We start from the raw sequence: 17,010 nt of genomic DNA, 5'->3' as shown, positions 1-17,010 counted from the left end.
CGCTCGCCGCGTTACGGGCGGACCTCGTAGACCGCGTTCACCGGGGTCTCGGCGGCGCGCCGCCAGCGGGTGAAGCCGGCCTCCTCCGCGATCGACCGGAACGCCTTCTCGCCGGAGTGGTTGCCGAGCGCGTGCGGGCCGCGCTGGGCGACGGCGACCGGCAGGCACATCACGGCGGACAGCGCCATGAACATGCGGGCGGCGGGGGTCTGGGTGTCGACGTCCTGCGGGGAGACGTTGGACTCGACGAGCATCCAGGTGCCGTCGGCGTCCAGGGACTTGTGGACGTGCTGGGCGGCGGCGACCGGGTCGCCCATGTCGTGCAGGGCGTTGAAGAAGCAGACCAGGTCGTAGCCGGAGCCGGGGTAGTCGTCGGCGGACGCCACCTCGAAGACGACCCGGTCGGACAGGCCGGCCTCCTCGGCGAGCTGGCGGGCGATCGCGACGGCCTCCTCGGAGTAGTCGAAGCCGTGGACGGTGGCCGCCGGGAACGCCTTCGCGATGAGGAGGGTGGTGTGGCCGACGCCGCAGCCCACGTCGGCGACGGTGCCGCCGGCCGCCAGCTTGTCGGTGACCTGGTGGAGGGCGGGCAGCCACTCGGGGACCAGCCGGTGCTCGTACGCCGGCTGGAAGAAGGAGCCCATGCCGGTGTCGAGGGCCGGGTCGTGCTCGGCCCAGCCGACGCCGTCGCCGGTCCGGTACGCGTCGACCAGCAGGTCCTCGGTGGCGTACAGCGCCTTCAGCGCGGTGAAGAAGCCGGCCGCGAAGGTGACGGCCTTCGGGTCGGCGAGGACCTGGGCGTGGTCGGCGGGGAGCGTGTACGTGAGCGAGCTCGGGTGCCGCTCGACGTACCCGGCGGAGAGCTGGGCGTGCAGCCACTCCTCGACGTACCGCTCGTTCGTGCCGGTCGCCGCGGCGAGGCCGGCGGCGGTGACGGGGCCGTGCTCGGCGAGCGCCTTGTACAGCCCGAGGCGCTCGCCGAGGGCGACGGTCAGGCCGCGGACGGCGGCGCCGGCGTCGCTGATGACGCGCTGGTGGAAGTCGTGGGCGCTCACGCGGCCCCCTTCTGGTCGTGGCCGGTGGGCAGGTCGCAGGTGAACAGGAAGGAGCGGGGGACGCCGGGGACCGTGCGGGCGGGCACCGGGTAGGGCCAGCGGCCGAAGTCGGCGCCGGGTTCGCCGGGCTGCCGGACCTCGCGGACGGACCAGCCGCACGCGGCGAGCAGGTCCTCGGGCTCCTCGGTGCCGAAGAGCCACGGGTTGCCGTCCTCCTCCAGCGCCTTCATGAAGCCGCGGGCGAGCGGGTTGGTGAGGGCGGACCGGGAGATGAGGTCGCCGAGCAGCACGGTGCCGGGCGCCGAGTGGGCGGCGAGCGTCGCGATCAGGGTGCGTACGGCCTGCTCGGGCAGGAAGAACAGCAGGCCCTCGACGACCCAGAGGACGGGTTCCTCGCTCTTCCAGCCGGCCTCCTTGAGCGGGCCGGTCCAGTCCTGGGTGAGGTCGACGGGGACGGCGACGCGGGTGCGGCCGGCCGGCTCCGGCTCATCCGCCAGCATCCGGGCCTTGGCGTCGAGGAGCGCGGGGCGGTCCAGCTCGTAGACGGTGACGCCGTCGGGCCAGGGCAGCCGGTAGAAGCGGGTGTCCATGCCGGCGGCGAGGAACACGACCTGGCGGATGCCGCGCTCCTCGACCGCCCGCACGACGGCCCGGTCGAGGTAGGTGGTGCGGATGGCGAGGAACGGCACGATGCCGCCGCCGTCGTAGCGCTTCAGCAGCTCGAAGCCGGTCTCGTCGGCGACGGTGCGCGCGTAGGGATCGGCGAACAGCCGGTCCTCGCGCTCGGTCTCCAGGGCCCGCGCGGCGGCGGTCCACTGGGCGGTGCGGGATACGGCCTCCACGGGAGGTCCCCCTTCGGTCGGGAGTGCGGTGGGTTCACGGACGGCCGTGCTCAGGGCCGGACGGGTATACGGCCCCGTCAGGCGGTCATGACCGGGACACAGACCTTGGCCCGGGCCCCCGTGCAGCCGACGGGGTCCTCGGCCGCGGGCATCGACGACGGATGCGCGGCCTCGGTGTCGGCGGGGCGCCGGCGGAAGATGCTGTGCAGGATCATGCTGAACACGGCCGTCCCGTCTGCGGCCACGAGCGTGCACCGCGGCTTGACGGTGCCGGTGGCGGGATTGAACGGCGACGGGGTCGCGCCGAGGACCTCGACGCGCGCGGTCAGGACGTCGCCGGGGCGGACCGGGCGCAGGTAGCGCACCTCGTCGATGCCGGGCGAGCCGAGGCAGTCGCTGTAGGCGAGCAGGCCGTCCACGTACCGCCGCATGAAGAGCGACTGGGTGTGGAAGCCGCTGGCGATCAGACCGCCGAACGGCGAGTCCTTCGCCCGCTCCGGGTCGGTGTGGAAGGGCTGCGGGTCGAAGCGCCGGCCGAACTCCAGCACCTCCTCCGCGGTGACGGTGACGGTGCCCAGTTCGTGCACGTCGCCCGGCCGGAAGTCCTCGAAGTAGCGCATCGGACGCCCCCCTTGACCTAGGAGTTCTACGTTTCCTGGCATCACCCAATCTACGAATGGCTCGTTTATTTTGTCAACCCAAAAGAAGGATCGCGCGGTATTCCGTGACGACCGGAACTAGCTCCGCGCCAGGGCCTGTTCGAGGTCCGCCCACAGGTCGTCGACCGCCTCGATCCCCACCGACATCCGCACCAGCCCCGGCGCGATCCCGGCCGCCGCCAGCGCCTCGCCGTCCAGCTCGCGGTGGGAGGTGGACGCCGGGTGGGCCAGCAGCGTCTCCACCCCGCCGAGCGACAGCGCGAGCCGGCCCAGCCGCACCCGCTCCACCAGCGCCCGCCCCGCCTCCCGGCCCCCGTCCAGCTCGAAGGAGAGCAGCCCGCCGCCACCCGCCAGCACCGTCCGCGCGAGGGCGTACGAGGGGTGGGACGGGTGCCACGGGTAGTGCACGGCCGTCACCCGGGGGTGGACGGCCAGCAGCTCGGCGAGCGCCGCCGCGTTGGCGCAGTGCTCCCGCATCCGCAGCGGCAGCGTCGGTATCCCCCGCAGCACCAGCCAGGCAGCGAACGGGTCGGCGCAGGCGCCGAGTTCGACCGTGCGCGGCCACACCCGGCCGCGCAGCTCCTCGTCCGCGAAGACGGCGGCGCCGGCCAGCACGTCGGAGTGGCCGGCCAGGTACTTGGTGGCGGAGTGCACGACGACGTCCGCGCCCAGCTCCAGCGGCCGGCACAGCACGGGCGAGGCGAGCGAGTTGTCCACCACGCTCGTCACCCCGAGCCGCCGGGCGGCGGCGAGCAGCCCCGGCAGGTCGGCGACCCGCCCGGTGGGGTTGGCGACGGTCTCCAGGACCAGCGCGCGGGCCGCCGGGTGGACGGCCGCCGCCTCGAACTCGGCGACGTCGTCCCCGGAGACGTACACGACGTCGATCCCGTACCGTCCGGCGAGGTCGGACAGGACGGAGAACGTGCCGCCGTACAGGCAGCGCTGGGCGATCACCCGGTCGCCGGGCCGGAGCAGCGCGAGCAGCACGCCGCTGATCGCGCCCATCCCGGACGCGAAGGCGAGGGCCCCGGCGCCGCCCTCCAGGCCGGCGAGGGTCTGCTCCAGGGCGCGGACGGTCGGATTGCCGCGGCGGCTGTAGACGTACCGGCCGTCGGGGCCGGCCATCGCGCCGGCCAGCTCGGCGGCCGAGTCGAAGGCGAAGGCGGAGGACTGGACGAGCGGCACGGACAGCGGCCAGCTGCCGTCACCGAAGGGCTCGTTGACGACGTGCACGGCACGGGTACGGAGTTCCACGGTGTTCTGTTCCTCTCGCGGGTGGGGTACGGGGAAGCGGGGCGCAGGGGGCGGGGCACACGGGGGGGGCGGCGCGCGGGGCACGGAAAAGGGGCCGCCCGACGTCCGCGGGGGGACATCGGGCGGCCCCTTCGGGGCGGGGATCAGGCGGCGACCTTCTCGCCCTGCGGCGCGGCGGCGGCCTCGGCGGCCACGGCCTTGTCGCTCTTCATCACCAGGAGGGTGATGACACCGCCGACGGCGGCGATGACGGCGGCGCCGATGAAGGCGGCCGAGAAGCCGTCGGTCAGCTTGGGCAGGTTGCCCAGCTGGTCGGCGCCCTGCGACATCGCGACCGCGGTGAGCGCGGCGAGGCCGAGCGCGGAGCCGACGTTGTAGGTGGTGTTGACGATGCCGGAGGCGAGGCCGGCCTGCTCCTGCGGGGCGCCGGACATCGCGGCGATCATCGCCGGGATGTAGGCGAGGGACATGCCGAGCGCGGCGACCAGCGAGGCCGGCAGGACGTCGACCAGGAAGGAACCGGTCGGCGGCACGGCCGCCAGCCAGACCAGACCGGCCGCGAGGACCAGCAGACCGCCGGCGACGAGCGGCTTGGCACCGACCTTCATCATCAGGCGGGCGGTGATCGCCGTCATGAAGATCATCAGCAGCACGGTCATCGGGAGCAGCGCGGCACCGGACTCGAAGGCGCCGAAGCCGAGGACCTGCTGGAGGTACAGGTTGAGGAAGTACCACATGGGGATCCAGGCGGCGCCGAGCAGCGTCATCGCCAGGTTCGCGGAGCCGAGGCGCGGGACCCGCCACACGCTGAGCGGCATGAGCGGCTCGCGGACCGACTTCTGGATCACGAGGAAGAGGATCAGGAGGACGGCGGCGCCGGCCAGCTGGAGGACGGTGGCGGTGGCGCCCCAGCCGACCTCGGGGGCGCGGACCACGGCGAAGACGGCGAGCGCGAGACCGGCGGTGACGGCGACGGCGCCGAGCACGTCCACGGAGCCGCGGCGGGACTCGACCTGCGGGAGCAGCTTGGTGGCGGCGAGGGTGGCCAGGCCGATCGGCACGTAGATGATGAAGACCCACTGCCAGCTCATCCACTCGGTGAACACGCCGCCGAGGAAGACGCCCGCGGTGCCGCCGGCCGGGGCGGCGGCGCCGTACAGCGCCATCGCCTTGCCGAGCTCCTTCGGGTCGTGCATGAAGAGCATCATGAGCAGGGTCATCGCGGAGGGCGCGATGAGCGCGCCGCCGACGCCCTGGACGGCGCGGCCGACGATCTCGACCCAGGCGGTCTGCGCGGCGGCGGCCACGATCGAGCCGGCGATCATGACGGCCCAGCCGGAGACGAAGATCTTCCGGGCTCCGACGAGGTCGGAGAGGCGTCCGCCGAGGAGCAGCAGACCGCCGAAGACGATCACGTAGGCGTTGAAGATCCACTGGAGCTCGCTCTGCGAGAAGCCCAGGTCCTTCTGCATCTCGGGGAGCGCCACTCCGATGATCGAGGTGTCCATGATGACCATGAACTGGGCGGCGGCGAGCACGAGAAGTGCCCACCAGCGCCGGGGGTTGACGTTTGACATCGCACTGCCCTTCACTCACGGCCGACCGGTGGCCTGGGCCGGATATATACCCCTGGGGGGTACCTTCGCGGAGCACCGTAACATACCCGTGGGGGGTATGTAAGAGGGAAGGGTGAGCGGGCGCTTCCGCAGGGATGAGCGGGTGTCGTCGCAGCGAAGGGGGCACGCCTCCGCCGGACGCGCCCCTCCCCGCCGGGCACAATGCGCGCATGACCGCACCCGACGACAGCGATCTGCTCGCGCGCTGGAACGCCACGCTGCTCGCCGCCCGCGCCGGCCGCGAGGGCCCCGACCCCGCCCCGTACGGCCGCGACCTCCTCGCCCGCTGGGCCGAGCCGCAGCGCCGCTACCACTCCACCGCCCACCTGCGCGCGGTCCTCGACCGGATCGACGAGCTCACCGACCAGGGCGGCGAGGGCGGGGAGCTCGAACTCGTCCGGCTGGCCGCCTGGTTCCACGACGCCGTCTACCGCCCCGACCGCTCCGAGAACGAGGAGCGCTCGGCCTCCCTCGCCGAACGCGCCCTGCGCGAAGCCGGGTTGACCGAGCACGAGGTCGCCGAGGTGGCCCGCCTGGTCCGCCTCACCGTCACCCACGACCCGGAGCCCGGCGACCTCAACGGCGCCACCCTCTGCGACGCCGACCTCGCGATCCTCGCCACCGACCCGGATACCTACCGGGGGTACGCGGCGGCGGTCCGCGAGGAGTACGCCTTCGTCCCCGACGCCGCCTTCCGCGAAGGCCGCGCCGCCGTCCTCCGCCACCTCCTCGCCCTCCCCCGCCTCTTCCGCACCCCGTACGGCGCGGCGGCCTGGGAGGAAAAGGCGCGGCAGAACCTGGTGAAGGAACTCGCGGACCTCACCGCGGAATGAGGCCGAACCGTGATCCGGTGCTCTCACTACCGCCGGTAAGATCATTTCGCCTGTGATCCGATCCGCACGTGCGTGAAATCCCGGAAAGAAAAACGAACATGAGACTGCGCAGGGTTCTCCCCGTCGCCGCGCTGATACCGGCTCTTTTCCTCGCGGCCGCGTGCAGCGGCGAATCCGACGATTCCGGGAATTCCGGGGGCTCCGGCGACAGGAAGCCGAAGGCCGCCGCCGGCAAGGACACGGCAAGCGCGCAGGAGAAGGAATCCGCGGAGGCGAAGCGGCTCGGCACGCTCGACACCCCCGCCCTGGAACGGGCGATCCTCACCGGCAGGACCGCCGGGTACGACGCCAAGAAGGTCTCCAAGGCGGAGGTGGAGGCCGGGCGCGACATGGAGGCCGACCAGAAGAAGTGCCAGCCGCTCGCCAGCATGATCGGCGGCTTCACCCACATCGACCCGGTCGCCACCGCCCACCGGTCGCTCCAGGCCACCGAGGCCGCCAACGCCACCGTCGGCTCCATGTGGCTCGCCTCCCACTCCGAGGAGAACGCCACCCGCGTCATGGACGAACTCGGCACCGCCGCCGGCGCCTGCCCCAAGGGCTTCAAGACCCTCGGCCTCACCTACGGCAAGGTCGAGAAGCTGCCCGCGCCGAAGCTGGGCGACCAGGCCGTCGCGTACCGGATCACCGGCGACATCGGCAAGCAGAAGATGCCCATGACGTACACGGTCGTCCGCAGCGGCGGCATCGTCGCCGCCTTCTACGGCGTCAACATGCTCGACCCCGCCAAGGCGGCCATCCCGGAACCCGTCGTGAAGGCCCAGCTCGACCGGCTGTGACGGCGGCCCGCACACGGAGGGGCCCCGGCGCGGTGCGCCGGGGCCCCTCCGCCGTACGGACTCACGCCGTGCGGATCGCCTCCGCGATCGCGGCCCCCGTCAGGGCGACGACCACGGGGAAGACGTCCGCCATCCCCGCCGGCAGGCCCTCGCGGTCCGCCTCCCGGCGGACGATCACCGGACCGCCCGGGACGACGGCCACCGCGTCGAGCCGCCGGAGCAGCTCGGCCAGGAGGTCCATGACCCCCTCCCCGCCGGCGTGGTGGAACGTGACCGTGCCGGGACCGCTGAAGTAGACGTCGGCCGACTCCCGCTCGCCCGTGCTGATCTGCACGAGGTTCAGCGAGGGGTCCTCCGCCACCACGTGGGGGGCGAGGAGCTCCCGCGCGGCGCTCAGGTCCAGGGGGGCCGGTCCACCGTTCTCGAACCGGCTGACGAAGATCTCGGAACTCATGGGTCCTCTCCTACCACGAGGGCCGGCGGCCCCGCCCCGGAGGACGGGGCCGCCGGCCGGCCGTCACTGGGCCGGAACGTGGATCACCTGGATGTGCCTCAGCTCGTCGTGCTCGCTGAACAGCTTCTTCGCCACCTCGTACGGCTTCTGCTCCGCGACGTACCAGTGCAGCGGATAGCCCGGCGGGGCACCCCGCACCTGTCGCAGCGCCTGCGGCACCCAGTCCTCCTCGATGAGGGTCGGGCGGATCGACAGCAGGAACTCGTACGTCGGGCCCTTCGCCTCGATCAGCGTGGTGCCGGTGAATCCGTCGATCGCCACCACGCCCGTGGGGTTGGGCGTGTTCCGGAGCTGGTACCCGATTCCGTTGGGAACTCCGGTGATCTGGAATTCATAGGCGGCGGCCTTCGCCGACTTGCTCTCGGTGGTCGCCACCCAGAATCCCGGGCCACCCGGCTTCAGCCAGCAATTCGGGTTTCCGGTGGCTGCGGCCGCGACCGACACGGTCGAGTACGACATCGCCGAGAAACCGCTCGGCGTGACGTTGTCGACCGTTTCGCACGCCTTCTGGAGCTTCGCGATGACCTTGGTGATGATGCCGGTGACGACACCCTCGGCCAGTCCCAGCGAACGCAGCGCCACCAGCGCCTCGGTGAAGCCGATGCCGGTCTTCACCGCCGCGTCCATCGCCGTCACCGCCGCCTTCGCGGACTTGAACAGCGCACCCGCGACGAACCAGCCGGCCGCCCAGGCGCAGTCGCCCCAGCTGCCTCCCGACAGGCCCGGGGTGATCAGCTTGGCGCAGCCGATGAAGTCGCCCAGGAGCACGTCGACCGGATCGATGCCCGAGTTGAACTCGACCATCGTCAGCACCTTGGTCAGCCGCTCGGTGGTCTTCTCGCCCACCTCCTGCCCCAGGTAGACCGTGTCCGCCTTCGGGCAGGGCCCCGTCAGCGCCGGCTCCATGCACATGAACAGGTCGACGTGCGACCGGTACGTGATGTCCGCCGTGATCGTGCAGTCCCCGATGTGGATGATCGGGTTGCAGTTGTCCTTGACGACGTTCTGCGGGTCGCCGACGTACTCGATGTGGTCGAGGACCGCCCACACCCCGCCGATGCCGGTGGTGACGCCCTGCTCGATCTGCTCCGTGTTGCCGGTCGTCTCGGTGCGGTCCGCCGCCGCCTGGGCCTCCTCGGCGGCCTCCCGCGCGCCCGCGGCGGCCTTCTCGGCGGCCGTCGCGTCGACCTCCGCCTTGTCGGCGGCGGTCCTGGCCGCCGCCGCGTCGGTCTCCGCCTGGGTGGCGACCTCACGCGCGTGGGCGGCGTCCTTCTCCGCCTCCGTCGCCGCGGCGTCCGCCGCGATGGCGTCCCGCTCGGCGTCGTTCGCCGCCCAGTTCGCCGCCATCGCGTCGACCCCGGCCGACTGCGCGTAGCCGTCGGCGCGGTTCGCCGACGCCTGCGCGGCCTTCGCGTCGGCGGCGGCCTGGTTGGCCGACGCCTGCGCCCGCTGGTACGCCTGGGCGGCGCGCAGCGCGTCGGCGGCGGCCGCGGCCGACGCCTCCAGAGCCAGCTTCATGTCCGCCGCGGCCTGCGCCGCGAGCGCCTTCGCCTCGGCGGAGAACGACTCCGCGAGACCGGCCGTGGCCGCCGCGATCGCCGCCTGCTGCTGGGCGATCGTCAGGGACGACTGCCCCGTCAGGACCGCGAACGCCGCGGAGCTGTCCTGCTCCTGGTACGGCGTGCCGAGCGCGATGGCCTCGTTCGCCGGCCGGGTCACGGCGGCGGCGGAGTCGCGGGCCGCCAGCGAGGACGCGACGGCCGCCTGGGCCTTGCCGGCGGTCACCGCCGCCCAGTGCGCGGTCTGCTTCGCCTCGCTGACGGCACCCGCCGCCTCGGTCTTGGCGGTCTTGGCCGCCGCGGTCGCCTTCTCCGACTCCGCCTTGGCGCCCGCCGCGTCGGCCGCGGCGGCCTCGGCGGCGTCGATGGCCTCGGCGGCCTTCGCGTGCGCGGTGGCGGCGGCGCCGACGGCGACCAGGTACGACGCCCAGGTGGCGTCGGCCGCGGCCCGGGCCCGGGACGCGGCGCCCTGCGCCTGGGTGGCGGCCTCGCGGGCGTTGACGGCGGCGGCCGTGGCCGCGTTCGCCGACGCGCGCGCGTTGGTGGCGGCGGTGGTGGCGGTGTCCGCCGCCGACCGGGCGTCGGTCGCGGCGGCCCGGGCGGCCGTGGCCGCGTCCGTACCGACCACGGCGGCGGCATGCGCCTCCAGGGCCTCCGCCTTCGCGATCAGCGAATCCCTCCGCTGCTCCGCCTCCAGCGCGTTGTCGCGGGCGGCGACCGCGTCCCGCTCCGCCTGTTCGGCGACCTTGCGCTTGTCGGAGGCGACCACGCCGGACGCCTCCGCGGAGGCGCGGGCGTCGCTCGCGATGCGGCCCTGGGCGACGGCGTCGGCCTCGTGGCCGGCGGCGGCGTCCCGCTCGCGCTCGGCGGTGGCGCGGTAGGCCGCCGCGTTCGCGCGCTCCAGCTCGGCGACGGTGCGGGTCCGCTGCGCGTCGGCGGCGGCCTGGCGGGCCCGCTCCTCGGCGGCGGCGGCGTCCTCCTTCGCCTTCTTCGCGACGGCCGCGTTGTTCGCGGCGGACGCGGCGTACGCGTCGGCGCTGTCCGCGGCGGCCTTCGCCTGGGCGGCGGCCTCCTGGGCGGCGATCCGGCGGAACTCGGTGCTGACCGCGTGCGCCTCGGTCTTCGCCAGGGCCAGCAGCGCCTGCGACGTGGAGACCGTGGCGTTGGCCGCGTTCAGGGCCGTCTCCGTCGCCTTGGCGGCGGCGGTGGCGGCGGCGCCCGACGCGCGGGCGACCTGCACCGACTGCTGGGCGTACATCAGACCCCGGCCGCGCGGCACCTCGGCCGCGTCCGCGATGGTCCACGCCTGCTGCTGGGCCGTGACCGCGCGCGCCGAGGCGGCTCGGGCGGCGACGGCCTGGTCGGCGGCGGCGGTCTTCAGCGCCTGGACGCGGCCCCGGGCCTTGGCGAGGTCCGTCTTCGCGCGGTCGAAGAGCGCCTGCTTCGGCTTGAGGATGTGGTCCGGGTCGCGCTCCAGTTCGTCGTGCCAGTACTTCTGCCAGCGCAGGATCTGGTCGGCGAGCCACGCCTGCCCGATGGCCTCCACCATGTTGTCGGTGGCGGCGCGGGTCGCGGCGGCGGCGTCCGCCTCGGCCTGCATGATGACCGCGCGGGGCGCGGCCTGACCGGCGTACTCGGCCTCCCACTCGACGGACGCCTGCGAGGCGGCCTCGGAGAGGGCGTTGCGCGGGTCGACCGGCTCGGCGTGGTTGCAGGTGGCCCACGCCTGCTTGAGGTGTTCGACCTCGGCCCGGAAGTGCGGGCTGTCCGGCGTCACCTTGCCGGCGGGGAAGCCGCCGTGCCGCAGGTACGCGGCGATGTCGGCGGCGGTGGTGCCGCCCGCCCAGCGGGTGTTGGCGACGCTGGTGTCCCGCAGCATGGAGTCGGCGGCGAAGTCGTGCCAGGCGTCCTTGCCGCGGTTCTGCTCGGTGATCGCCCGCGCCTTGGCGAGGGCTTCGGGTCCGGCGTTGGTGTGTCCGTCCCAGCCGATGCGGTCGATGAGCTTCGCCAGCGTGGAGTGGGTGAAGCCGAGGACGTCGGCGCCGAACTCCGGTGCGTGCAGGGTGATGCCGTCGTCGAACGAGCTCATCGCGTACGGCCGGTTGGCGTCCTCCAGGAGCGCCTTGCGGGCCGCGATGGTGTCCAGGTACGCGTACCCGGCCTGCTTGTCCTGGTCGCCGGCGACGCCCAGCGGCATGAACCCGATCCAGCCGATGTCGCCGACGACGGCGCGCAGCTGCTCGTTCGTGCCGGTCAGGCCCTCCATGGCCTTGGCCTTGGTCTTCGCGCCGCCGGCGTGCAGGGCGACGCCGGTGAGGCAGCGGTCGAGGCGCGGGGTCGCCCGCGCGTCGCGGATGACCTCGGTCAGCTCGTGGAGGCGGCGCAGGGCGTTGTCGGCGTCGGTGAAGATCTGCCGGACGCCGCCGGCGACCTGCTCGATGGCCTGGGAGAGCGCGGGCATCCGGCCCACGATCGCCGCGTTCGACGCGACGTCGACGAGCTGCCACAGGCACTCCTCGACGTCCGAACCGGCCAGGCACTGCTTCACCTTCGCGGCGTCGAGCTGCTCGAAGAGGATCCGGCCGCCGTTCTCCGTCGCCCACGTGACGATGTCGACGGAGACGGCGCCGAGGCCCTCGCGGTAGTCGTCGACGCAGGTCTGGCCGCAGGCGTCCAGGAGGATCTTCTCCTCCCGCTCGCCGAGCACCGGCCAGTTGTTGGCGCCGCCCTCGATCGGGGTGACGCCCTCGGCCAGCGCCTCCTTGTGCGCGGCCTCGTTCTTGGCCCGCTGCTCCTCCTCGGCCTTCTTCGCGGCCTCCTCGGCGGCGGTGGAGTCGCCGGTGGCGTCGGACGCCTTGGACTCGGCGTCCTTGGCGGCCTGTTCGGAGTCGGTCGCCTTCTTCGCGGCGTCGGCGGCGGCCTCGCCGGCCCGGCCGGCCTTCTCCTGCGCCTCGGCGGCGTGCCGTTCGGCGTCGGTGGCCTCCCGGTCGGCCTCCAGGGCGGCGGAGTTCGCCTCGTCGGCCGTGGTACGGGCGCTGGCGGCGTCGTTCCCGGCCTGCTGGGCGTGGCCGGAGGCGGCGTCGGCGGCGGTCTTGGCACCGGCCTGGGCGTCCGTCGCGAGGGCGGCGGACGCCTGGGCGCGGGTGACGGCCTCGGTGGCGCGGACCGAGTCGGCGGCGGCGCGGGCGGCGGCCTCGGCCGCGAGCTTCGCGTCGCCCTGGGCCTGCGCGGCGGCGGCCTGCGCGTCGGCGGCGGCCTGGGCGGCCTCCGCGGCCTTGGCCTCGGCGGCGGCGGCCTGCTGTTCGGCGATCGTCTTGGAAGACTGGCCGACGAGCACGGCGAACGCGGCGGAGGCGTCCTTCTCCTGGTACGGCGTGCCGACGGAGACGGCCTCGCCCGCCGCGGCGACGGCCTGGCGGGCCACGTCGCGGGCGGCCAGGGCGGCCTGTCCGGCGGCGTAGGCGCGGCCGACGACGACGCCGGCGGACGTCACCGCGTCGGCGGCGTCGGTCTGCGCGGCGGCGGACTCCTGCCGGGCCTTCTCCGCCTGCGCGGTCGCGTTCTGCGAGGCGGTGGCGGCCAGGTCGGCGCGGAAGGCGGCGTCCTGGGAGGCGTCGAGGGCGGTCGCGGCGGCGGCGCGGGCCGTGGAGGCGGCGCCGAGGGAGGTGTAGTACGCCTCCCACGCCTTGCTCGCGTTCGCCTCGGCGCGCCGGGCGGCGCCCTCGGCGGTGGTGGCGGCGGACCGTGCGGACACCGCGGCGGCGGTGGCCTGGTCGGCGGCGGTCTGCGCGGCCGTCGCCGCCTGCGCCGCCTGGGTGGCGGCGGTACGGGCGGCGTCGGCGGCGGCGCGCGTCTCCGCGGCCGTCGCGGTGCCGGCGGCCGCCGCGGCGGCGGCCTCCAGGGCGGCGGCGCGGGCGGCGGCGGCGAGCTTGCCCTGGAGGGCGGCGACCGCCTTCTCGCGGGCGGCCCGGGCGGCCTTCGCCTTCTCGTCGGCGGTCTTCCGCTTGGCCGTGGCGTCGGCGCTCGCGGTGCCGGCGGCGGTGTCCGCGGACTGGGCGGCGGTCTTCTGCGTACCGGCCCGGCCCTCGGCCTCGACGGCCTTCGCGCGCTCGGCGGCGGCCTTGGCGCGCTCGGCGACGGCGGTGGCCTTCTCCGTCTGCGCCTTGGCCCGCTCGGTCGCGGCGGTCGCGGCGGCGGTCTTCGCCTTGTCCCGCTTCTGCTCGGCAGTGGTCCGGGCGGCGACGGCCGTGTCGGCGGCCTCGGCAGCGGCCGTGGCGTTCGCGACGGCGCTGTCCGCGGCGGCCTTCGCCTGCGCGGCGGCCTCCTCGGCGGCGACCCGGCGGAACTCGGTGCTGATCGCCTTCGACTCGGTCTGCGCCTTCGCCAGCAGCGCGTCCGCGTCGGCGACCGTCGCGTCGGCGGCGGCCCTCGCGGTGGCGGTGGCCTTCGCGGCGGCAGCAGCGGCGGCCGAGGACGCGCGGGCGACCTGCACGGACTGCTGGGCATACATCAGGCCACGGCCGCGCGGCACCTTCGCGGTGTCGGCGACGGCCCACGCCTCCTGCTGGGCGGTCGCGGCTTTCCCGGCGGCGGTGGCGGCCTTGGCGGCCTGCGCGTTCGCCGAGACGACCAGGGCGGCGGCGTCGGCGCGGAGCTGCGCGAGCTCGGCCGCCGCCTTGTCGTACATCGCCTGGTCGGGCTTGTCGAAGATGGTGTCGGGGTCGGCGGCGAGCTCGTCCTGCCAGTACTTGCGCCAGGTGAGGATCTGCTCGGCGCGCCAGGCGAGGCCGATGGCCTCGATCATGTCGTCGGCGGCCTCGCGGGTCGCCGCGGCGGCGTCGGCCTCGGCCTGGATGATGACGGCGCGCTGCGGGGCCTGCCCGGCGTACTCCTGCTCCCACTCGACCATGGCGGTCATGACGGGCGCGTTGAGCATGCGGCGCGGGTCGACGGGGTTCTGGCTGTCGCAGGCGGACCACGCCTGCTTCAGGTCCTCGACCTCGACCCGGTAGGCGGGCGAGTCCTTGGCGGGGGCCTCGGTGGCGAAGCCGCCGCGCCGCAGGTAGGCGGCGATGTCGCTGGAGGTCGTCCCGTTGGTGTACCGGGTGTTGTTGACCTCGCTGTCCATCAGCATGGAGTCGGCGGCCCAGTCGTGCCAGTCGTCCTTGCCGCGGTTCTCCGCGGCGACGGCGCGGGCGCGGGCGACGGCTTCGGCGCCGGCGTTGCTGTGGCCGTCCCAGCCGAGGCGCCAGGCCAGTTCCTTCTGGGTGACGAGGGTGAACTGGCGCACGTCCTCGCCGAATTCGGGGACGTGCCAGTCCATGTCGTCGCTGGCCCAGGCGGATTCGACGTAGGGCTTGTTGGCGGTCTCGAGGGCGGTGTTGCGGTCGCGGACGGCGGTGGAGTACGCGCTGCCGGCCTCCTCGTCGGCGTCACGGGCCTGGCCGAGCGGGCCGAAGCCGATCCAGCCGATGTCGCCGACGACGGTGCGGAGCTGCTCGTCGGTGCCGGTGAGGCCCTCGATGGCCTTGGCCTTGAGCTGTCCGCCGCCGATGTGGAGGGCGACGCCGGTGAGGCAGCGGTCGAGCCGCCGGTCCTCGCCGATGCTGTTGCGGATGTAGCCGGTGTCCTCCTCCGGCGTGGTCTCGGCGACGGCGGGGGGCGCCTGGACGAGGCCGGTGAGCACGGCGGACGCGGTGAGCAGCGCCGTCGTACCGGTGGCCCGGGTGAGGGCCTTGCGGAGCCGACGCCGGCGTCTGCCGGCGTCTCCGAGCAATGACATGGGATGCCTCTGCGTTTCTCGTGGTCGGTGCGGGCGGCACCGCCCCACGAGACCGAGTTCCGGCCATGGGCATGACAGATGAACGCGGGCAGCACGACGTACGCCGGCGTCCTCACCCCACCCCGCGAGCCGGCGCTGCCGCTTACGCGGCGACGATCCCACGCCGGACGGGGCCGCCGGAAGATCGAAAAGGGACACCCCCGCGGACCTTGATCATCTTGTTACCGCCCGTAAGCCGGCCCCGCGAACCCGCAGGCCACGCGGGCCCGCGTCTCGCATCGCGAGAAGCCCCGCCCCGTCCGGAATGACAGGCATGACCAACCGGTTGACGCATGTCATGCCGTCTTCCTCCGCCGAGCCCGCCCAGCCCTCCCCCACACCCTCCCCCACCGCCTCCCCGGCGTCCCCGGCCCCCCGGATGCCCCTGGCCGTCTACATCCTCGGCCTCTCCGTCTTCGCGCTCGGCACGAGCGAGTTCATGCTGTCCGGCCTGCTCCAGCCCATCGCCCGGGACATGGACGTCTCCATCCCGCAGGCCGGCCTGCTCATCTCCGCCTTCGCCATCGGCATGGTCGTCGGCGCCCCGCTGCTCGCCGTCGCCACCCTCCGCCTCCCCCGCAAGACCACCCTGATCGCCCTGATCACCGTCTTCGGCCTCGGCCAGATAGCGGGCGCCCTCGCCCCGAACTACGCGATCCTCTTCGCGTCCCGCGTGATCAGCGCCCTCGCCTGCGCCGGCTTCTGGGCCGTAGGCGCCGCCGTCGCCATCGCGATGGTCCCGCAGAGCTCCCGCGCCCGCGCCATGGCCGTCATGATCGGCGGCCTCTCCATCGCCAACGTCCTCGGTGTCCCCGCCGGCGCCTTCCTCGGCGAGCACCTCGGCTGGCGCTCCGCCTTCTGGGCCGTCGGCGCCGCCTCCGCGATCGCCCTCGCCGGCGTCGTCACCCGCATCCCGCACATCCCGCTCCCGGAGACCCGTCCCCGGCTCCGCCAGGAACTCACGATCTACCGCGACCGCCAGGTCCTCCTCGCGATCGTGATCACCGCGCTCGCCGCCGGCGGCGTCTTCTGCGCCTTCTCCTACCTGGCCCCGCTCCTCACCGACGTCTCCGGCCTCGGCGAGTCCTGGGTGACGGCCGTCCTCGCCCTCTTCGGCATCGGCGCCCTCATCGGCACCACGATCGGCGGCCGGGTCGCCGACGCCCACCTCTTCGGCGTCCTCCTCACCGGCATCACCGCCTCCACCGTCTTCCTGGTGGCCCTGGCCCTCTTCGCCTCCAGCCCCGTGGCGACCGTCCTCCTCTCCTTCCTCCTCGGCGTCTCCGCCTTCTACACCGCCCCCGCCCTCAACGCCCGCATGTTCAACGTCGCCGGCGCCGCCCCCACCCTCGCCGGCGCCACCACCACCGCCGCCTTCAACCTCGGCAACACCGGCGGCCCCTGGCTCGGCGGCACCGTCATCGACGCCGGTCTCGGCTACGCCTCCCCCGCCTGGGCCGGCGCCGCCATGACCCTCCTGGCCCTCGCCACCGCCGCCCTCGCCCTCCGCCTCACCCGCCCCGGCACGTCCCGCGTCGTCATCGGCGCCCAGGTCGCGGCGACGGAGACGAAGACCACAACGAGCCGCTGACGGCGTCCGGGGCGGCCCCCTCCACGGTGAGGTTCCCGGTCCACAGCTCGTACCGGTTGCAGTAGGCCCCGTCGAAGCCGATACGTCTGCCCCCGGGCGCCAGCTTCCAGCAGGCGGACTCCCAGCGGGCGAGGAGGTCGCCGCAGACGAAGGCCCGGTGGGCCTGCAGCATGATCCACCGGCCCTTCTCCCGCTCGGAGGCGCCCTCCCTGCCCATCGCCGCCGCCACCCGCCACAGCCAGGACGCATCCACACCCGACGACAGAGGGCCGACCACGCCGATCTCTCCCAGTCGCCGGCCGTCCAGGTGGTGGGTGGCGTACCCGACGACGGTCCCGAACAGGCGGAAGACACACGTACGCGTGCGGCCTTCCGCCCCCTTGACGTGCGTCATGCTCCTCGGTTCCGATGACAGCGCGGCCCGGAC

11 protein-coding genes are annotated in these 17,010 nt (G+C 74.1%); 3 read left to right on the top strand and 8 right to left on the bottom strand.

Features of this window, described 5'->3' with window-relative positions; genetic code table 11:
• Nucleotides 1–11: 11 nt before the first annotated feature.
• The 5 genes from ACFVQZ_RS06920 to ACFVQZ_RS06900 form a co-directional block, all read right to left on the bottom strand.
• Entirely contained in the window at nt 12–1,055 is a 1,044-nt protein-coding gene (locus ACFVQZ_RS06920; RefSeq protein ID WP_030498459.1) for a class I SAM-dependent methyltransferase, read from the bottom strand.
• Nucleotides 1,052–1,897: an SAM-dependent methyltransferase gene (locus tag ACFVQZ_RS06915; RefSeq protein WP_030498460.1), complete on the bottom strand. Its 846-nt coding sequence runs from the start codon at nt 1,895–1,897 to the stop codon at nt 1,052–1,054. The genes ACFVQZ_RS06920 and ACFVQZ_RS06915 overlap by 4 nt, the downstream gene beginning before the upstream one ends.
• A 77-nt stretch (nt 1,898–1,974) precedes the next feature.
• Nucleotides 1,975–2,517, bottom strand: a complete 543-nt coding sequence (locus tag ACFVQZ_RS06910; RefSeq protein ID WP_030498461.1) for a MaoC family dehydratase — start codon at nt 2,515–2,517, stop codon at nt 1,975–1,977.
• A gap of 117 nt (nt 2,518–2,634) precedes the next feature.
• Nucleotides 2,635–3,810: a trans-sulfuration enzyme family protein gene (locus ACFVQZ_RS06905; protein ID WP_383620214.1), complete on the bottom strand. Its 1,176-nt coding sequence runs from the start codon at nt 3,808–3,810 to the stop codon at nt 2,635–2,637.
• A 143-nt stretch (nt 3,811–3,953) separates the two neighbouring features.
• A complete protein-coding gene (locus ACFVQZ_RS06900; protein WP_030498463.1) occupies nt 3,954–5,387 on the bottom strand; it encodes an MFS transporter in 1,434 nt (477 codons plus the stop codon).
• A 209-nt stretch (nt 5,388–5,596) separates the two neighbouring features.
• On the opposite strand from ACFVQZ_RS06900, the gene ACFVQZ_RS06895 reads away from it, so the two are divergent.
• Together ACFVQZ_RS06895 and ACFVQZ_RS06890 are read left to right on the top strand one after the other, a co-directional pair.
• Entirely contained in the window at nt 5,597–6,259 is a 663-nt protein-coding gene (locus ACFVQZ_RS06895; RefSeq protein WP_383620211.1) for a hypothetical protein, read from the top strand.
• A gap of 98 nt (nt 6,260–6,357) precedes the next feature.
• Nucleotides 6,358–7,098 (top strand): hypothetical protein, encoded by a 741-nt coding sequence (locus tag ACFVQZ_RS06890; RefSeq protein ID WP_383620209.1) that lies wholly within the window; start codon nt 6,358–6,360, stop codon nt 7,096–7,098.
• 61 nt (nt 7,099–7,159) lie between these two features.
• On the opposite strand, the gene ACFVQZ_RS06885 is transcribed toward ACFVQZ_RS06890, so the two are convergent.
• Together ACFVQZ_RS06885 and ACFVQZ_RS06880 are read right to left on the bottom strand one after the other, a co-directional pair.
• Entirely contained in the window at nt 7,160–7,552 is a 393-nt protein-coding gene (locus ACFVQZ_RS06885) for a hypothetical protein (RefSeq protein ID WP_383620206.1), read from the bottom strand.
• Between the two features lie 63 nt (nt 7,553–7,615).
• Entirely contained in the window at nt 7,616–14,953 is a 7,338-nt protein-coding gene (locus ACFVQZ_RS06880) for a hypothetical protein (RefSeq protein ID WP_383620204.1), read from the bottom strand.
• Nucleotides 14,954–15,371: 418 nt separating this feature from the next.
• On the opposite strand from ACFVQZ_RS06880, the gene ACFVQZ_RS06875 reads away from it, so the two are divergent.
• Nucleotides 15,372–16,583, top strand: coding sequence for a Cmx/CmrA family chloramphenicol efflux MFS transporter (locus tag ACFVQZ_RS06875; RefSeq protein ID WP_383620453.1), 1,212 nt, complete (start codon nt 15,372–15,374; stop codon nt 16,581–16,583).
• Here ACFVQZ_RS06875 and ACFVQZ_RS06870 read toward each other — a convergent pair.
• Nucleotides 16,531–16,977, bottom strand: coding sequence for a hypothetical protein (locus ACFVQZ_RS06870; RefSeq protein ID WP_383620203.1), 447 nt, complete (start codon nt 16,975–16,977; stop codon nt 16,531–16,533). The two genes, ACFVQZ_RS06875 and ACFVQZ_RS06870, sit on opposite strands and share 53 nt — an antisense overlap.
• Between the last annotated feature and the right edge of the window lie 33 nt (nt 16,978–17,010).

Source organism: Streptomyces sp. NPDC057854, from assembly GCF_042797055.1.
Lineage (GTDB): Bacteria > Actinomycetota > Actinomycetes > Streptomycetales > Streptomycetaceae > Streptomyces.
Note: the sequence above shows the minus strand (reverse complement) of the source record. Positions and strands in the feature narration are given on the sequence as shown.